Annotated in this window: 5 protein-coding genes; 2 read left to right on the forward strand and 3 right to left on the reverse strand. The window is 67.6% G+C overall.

Translation table 11 applies throughout. The features are described from left to right. Nucleotides 1–62 precede the first annotated feature (62 nt). Together AC1DVM_RS22415 and AC1DVM_RS22420 are read right to left on the reverse strand one after the other, a co-directional pair. Nucleotides 63–926: a hypothetical protein gene (locus tag AC1DVM_RS22415; RefSeq protein WP_477258229.1), complete on the reverse strand. Its 864-nt coding sequence runs from the start codon at nt 924–926 to the stop codon at nt 63–65. A 24-nt stretch (nt 927–950) separates the two neighbouring features. Then, a complete protein-coding gene (locus tag AC1DVM_RS22420) occupies nt 951–3,407 on the reverse strand; it encodes a YfhO family protein (RefSeq protein WP_477258231.1) in 2,457 nt (818 codons plus the stop codon). A 301-nt stretch (nt 3,408–3,708) separates the two neighbouring features. On the opposite strand from AC1DVM_RS22420, the gene AC1DVM_RS22425 reads away from it, so the two are divergent. Then, entirely contained in the window at nt 3,709–4,272 is a 564-nt protein-coding gene (locus tag AC1DVM_RS22425) for a nitroreductase family protein (protein WP_477258233.1), read from the forward strand. A gap of 4 nt (nt 4,273–4,276) precedes the next feature. Then, complete coding sequence (locus AC1DVM_RS22430) at nt 4,277–4,885, forward strand: flavin reductase family protein (RefSeq protein ID WP_477258235.1); 609 nt, start codon at nt 4,277–4,279, stop codon at nt 4,883–4,885. On the opposite strand, the gene AC1DVM_RS22435 is transcribed toward AC1DVM_RS22430, so the two are convergent. Further along, nucleotides 4,831–5,138 (reverse strand): hypothetical protein (locus tag AC1DVM_RS22435; protein ID WP_477258237.1); only part of this gene is annotated, 308 nt, incomplete at its 5' end. The two genes, AC1DVM_RS22430 and AC1DVM_RS22435, sit on opposite strands and share 55 nt — an antisense overlap.

Raw genomic sequence — 5,138 nt, forward strand, 5'->3', positions numbered from 1 at the left:
CCCTCCCCTCACCCTCGCTTCGCTCGACCTCTCCCCAGCGGGGAGAGGTGATTCCGTCGGCTTCAGGGCGTTGCGATGATCTCGATGTCGCGGTCGAGGCCGCTTTCCACCTTGAACTCGCGCGTGCGGACCTTGCCCTCGTGGCGGGCGATCAGCACGTAATCGCCTTCCGCCAGCGTCACCGACGGAAACGCCCCGATGGCTTCGCGGATCACGTCGCCGCCGGGCGTCAACACGCTGAAGGCCGTGCCCGCGAAGGCTTCGCCGCCCGCCGCGCCCACGAGCTTCAACGTCACGGTGGCGGCGCGGTGGTTGAGGGTCGCCTCGGTCACCCTGCCGGATTCCACCTTCAGGTCGGCGCGCATGATGGCGTTGGCATCCCCGTAGGTGGAAACCACGTGGTAGGTGCCCTCGGGCAGGCGGATGAGGTCGTTCGCCTTGCCGTTGGAGAGAACGAGGCGGCCTTCGGAGTTCTGGGCCAGCGGCACGTAGACCGCAAAGGACAGGCGCTGGTTCGGGATCGGGCTATCGCCGACCGAGCCTTTCAGGCGCAGCGCCCCGGCGCTGATCGTCAGGCGCTCCGACACGTTGCCCGATTGCACGCTGATCCGCTTCGACGCGCCCGCGAAGCCATAGGCCACGTGGATGATGTAATTGCCCGGAGCAAGCGTGAAACCGGGCGTCGGGTTGCTGGACCGCGTCACGAGGGTGGGCTGTACGACGTCGCCGCGGTCCTCATAGACCCGCCAGATGAGACCCGAACGGATCGGCTGGTTGTTGTCGGCGAACGTTGCGCTGGCGCTGACGGCGACCTGCCCGACCGAGATCGGCGGCGAGTTCTGCATGAGCGATGGCACCCCCGGCGACTGGGCGGAAGCCGGGGAGAGCAGGGCCGCGAAAGCGAAGGCAGCAATAAACTTTTTCACAATCAAACTTGGTTTTGGGGTCCCTTAGCGGACCTGCGGAATTTCGGCGGTCTTGATCGGCTCGATCTCGCGGGCGACGAGCTCCGAGGCGGCGGCCATCAGATTATCGAAGGAAATCGGGCGAAATTCAAACTCGACCCGGTGCTTGCCGGCAGGCACCTCGACGCCCCGGAACAACAGATTGGCGCGCAGGATCGGCTGCGGCTTGCCGTCCACCCGCACTTCCCAGCCGGGATAATACACGTCGTGCAGCACCAGGACGCCGGCGGACGGGCTCTCGACCTCGATCGACACGGCGTTGCGGTGATAGGCGACGATCCGCGCTTCGCCGGCGAGGCCGGAGGGCACGTTAGAGGGCGTGGTCGGCGCGGCGGAATATTGCGCCTTCAACAGGTCGATGCTGCGCTCGTCGATGAGAACCTCCGTTTCGCGGTTGAACTCGGGCAGCTCCTCCTGGTCGAGCACCGCCTCGGAATCCACCGGGGTGACGTGATGCGCCAGATAGGTGCGCGGGCTCGAGATGTTAAGGCGATAGACCCACATCTTCCCGGTGCCGTAGACGATCTCGGCGCCCTTGAGGCGGGGGAAATGGCGCGGCATCCGCTCGATGGGGCGGTCGAGGACGAGATATTCGAGGCCGAGCAGGCCCGCGAGCCGGCACTTGTAGCCCCGGAAGGTTGCCGGGAACGTGCGAAGGTTGGGGTCCTCGGCGTTTTCGCCGGGGCCTACCGCCCGCTCATAATCTGCGAGGCGCAGCGGATTGTAGCCGATGATGTCCTCGATCTGGAGCACCATCGAGGCGTTCTGCCACGGCCCGCCAAGGCCGAGGATCTCGACGCGGGGATGGTCGCCGGCGGCGTTGCGCTCGGCGAGCTCGCGCTTCAGGATCTGCAGCCCCTGCAATTGCTCGGCCGGCAGCTGGCGGAACACCGCGTAGCGTTCCGCCGGCTCCGCGTTGAGGGGCGAGGCCGCGTGTCGGGCGATCAATTCGCCACCGGTGAGCGCAATCACCGCCATGGCGGCCGCATGGCGCAGGCGCGCGGTGCCGCCCGCCCGGCTCAACAGCAGCATGATGGCGGTGGCGGCGAGAAGCGCCACGCCGATTTCCCGCATGGAGGCGGCGCTCTGGCCGGCCCGAAGCGCGAACACCATGGCGCTGGCGATGGCGGCGATCACGAGGCCGACGGAGAGCATCGGCAGGAAGACCCGGAACCGGCCCATGGCCGCCGCGTCGAACCGCGGCAGGCCGTCCCGCACGTAGCGGTGAACCAGATAGCCGGCCGCGAAGGCCAGGATGATGTTGATGAGGAAGGTCGCATCGGCCGGGCGGCGATAGAGATCGACCCCCGGCAGGTGATCGAAGATCATCTCGAAGCCCGGCGTATAGCGTCCGAGCGCATAGAGGATCGCCGCGATGCCGATGACGAGGAAGAAGCGGAATTCGCGGGCGAGCAGCCGGCCTCCGGCGATCCCGTGCCAGACGAGGAGCAGGGCCGGGATGGTGCCGACGAAGAGATAGTTCGTCGCCCGGTCGGTCCAGGTGCCTTCGGCCAGCGAATGCCAGTCCGGGCCCCAGTAATCGTAGGTCGAGCGCAGCGAGCCGAAGACGTTGCCGAACAGGATGGTGGCGAGGCTCTCCGGCGGGAGGGAGCCCATGGCGGCGACGCCGAAGCCGAAGGACGGCCGGGTCGAGGTGGCGAGGAACTGCATCGTCAGCACGATCGGCACGGCGAGCAGCGCGCCGCCGATGACCGCCATCATGACGAGAAGGCCGCCGCGCGAGCGCAGGTAGGCGAGCGGCAGCGGCGCGGTCCAGATGCGGTGGACGGCTGCGGCGATGAGGGTCAGCGCGCAGAGAAAGGCCACCTGGTCGCGCCCGATCACCATCATGGCGGCGACGACGGAAAACAGCGCGCCGACGCGGAAGGAGCGGCGGTCGAGCGCCTCCTCCAAGAGCAGCAGCGCGAGCGGGAAATAGCCGTAGCTGAGAATGATGCCCGTATGCTGAAGGCGGGCGGTCGCCGAGCCGCCGAGGATGAAGACGATGGCCGCCACCACGGCGCCGGCGGGATGCCAGCCGCGCCGCCGGAACAGGAACGGGAAGGCCAGCGCGCCGGGCAGGAAATGGGCGAACACCACGGCGTCGAACAGCTGCATCGAGGGTTCCGGCACCAGCCAGCCGAAGAGCAGCATCGTGGGCGTGAACAGCAGCGATTGCGGATCGGCCGCCGAGGGGTGGCCGCCGAAATGATAGGGGTTCCAGAGCGGCAATTCCCCGTGCGCGAGGGCCGCGCCGAGATAGCGCAGGGTCGGATAGAACTGGTTCTTGGAATCCCACGGCACCACGGTCCCGGTGAGCGGCCAGACAAGCGCCGCCACCGCCCAGATCGCGAGGATCGCCGCGAGCGCGAAGAGTGTCTGACGGGTCGTCCAGATGCCGGACGTGAGCGGCCCGCCGGGGGCAGGGGAGATTGTACGCATGGATTGTTCAGAAGCAGCTTTTCGCCATGAATCCCATCGGATCGGGTCGAGAGCGCGTAAGCCGCACGAGGCTGCCGTTCCGGCAGTCGCCGCTGGCCAAGGGCCCGAAACCCGCTTGGCGTGTTGCCACACTCCCCTTATACAACCGCTGCCGCTTTCGCCTGCAACGTCTCCCCCACGGGATGCCTGCGCTCTGAACCGCATCAAGACGGCGAGACCAAGGCAAATGAACTGCCCCGTCTCCTGGCGTTTTCGCGTCCGGGTTCATTGTTCCACATAATCGTCGATGGATGAAGCTCCCATGAAGGATAGTCTTTCAAGCCTGCTCACGCGTCGCTCGGTCGCGGCGCGGTGGCTCGGCGAGCCGGGGCCGACCAAGGCCGAGATCGACACCCTGCTCACCATCGCGACCCGCGTGCCCGACCATGGCAGGCTTGCGCCCTGGCGCTTCATCCTCATCCAGGGAGACGCGCGCCAGCGCCTCGGCGACATCCAGGCCGCATTCTTCCAGGCCGACAACCCGGAAGCCGAGCCCGAGAAGGTGGCGACCGAGCGCAGCCGCTTCAGTCATGCGCCCCTCGTGGTGGCGGTGGTGTCGAGCGTGAAGCCGAGCGCCAAGATCCCCGAATGGGAGCAGGTGCTGTCGGCGGGCGCGGTGTGCATGAACCTGCTCAACGCCGCCAATGCCCTCGGCTACGGGGCCGTGTGGCTCTCCGGCTGGTCCTCCTTCGACCGCCGGATGCTCGACGCGCTGGGCCTTGCGCCGCACGAGCGGATCGCCGGCTACGTTCATGTCGGCACCTCGGCCGAGACGCCGACCGAGCGCCCCCGTCCGGTGCTCGCCGAGATCGTGAGCGAGTTCTAACCTGATGTTCTACGAGACCGCCAGCAACGCCCACGGCCTGCCGCATGACCCGTTCAAGGCGCTGGTGACCCCGCGCCCGATCGGCTGGATCACCGCCATGAGCGCGAAGGGCGAGATCAACCTGTCGCCCTATTCGTTCTTCAACGCGGTGTCGGACACCCCGCCGATGGTGGCGTTTTCCTCCCACGGCAAGAAGGACGCCGTGACCTTCATCGAGGAAACGAAGGAATTCGTCTGCAACCTCGCCACCTGGGACCTGCGCCACCAGATGAACGCCACCTCGGCATTGCTGCCCCGCGGCGAGAACGAGATGATCCACGCCGGCCTCGCCGCCGCCCCCTCCCGCCTCGTCAAGCCGCCCCGGGTCGCAGACGCGCCGGCGGCGCTCGAATGCCGCTTCCTCCAGACCGTGCCGCTGGTGCCGCTGGAGGGTGGGGAGCCTGGCTACTTCCTCGTCATCGGCCAGGTGGTGGGCATCCACATCGACGACCGCTTCATCACCGACGGCCTCGTCGACACCGCCGCCATGCGCCCCATCGCAAGAGCGGGCTACCGGGATTATTTCGTCTCGACAGCCGAGACGCGGTTTTCGATCACCCGTCCGGGCGGGTGACGGAGTTCGAGCCGCCGTCCGTCCCCCATCACCTTCCCCCTATTATCATCCTCCGACGTCATGGCCGGGCTCGACCCGGCCACCCCCGTCTTTTCCACCCACGTCGCGAGGAAGTCGTGGGTCCCCGGGACGAGCCCGGGGATGACGGGGAGGTTGTGATGACCGCGGTGCGTTCCCGGCGCCGGCGGCAACGGATGCGCCCAGCCCTCTCCCCCGTCATGGCCGGGCTTGACCCGGCCACCCACGTCTTTTC

The organism is Microvirga sp. P4_A5, from assembly GCF_056402495.1.

Excerpts from the sequence above, each read along its gene's own strand:
- AC1DVM_RS22420 (WP_477258231.1), bottom strand. The coding sequence starts at position 3,407 with ATGCGTACAATCTCCCCTGCCCCCGGCGGGCCGCTCACGTCCGGCATC.
- AC1DVM_RS22425 (WP_477258233.1), top strand. The coding sequence starts at position 3,709 with ATGAAGGATAGTCTTTCAAGCCTGCTCACGCGTCGCTCGGTCGCGGCG.
- AC1DVM_RS22430 (WP_477258235.1), top strand. The coding sequence starts at position 4,277 with ATGTTCTACGAGACCGCCAGCAACGCCCACGGCCTGCCGCATGACCCG.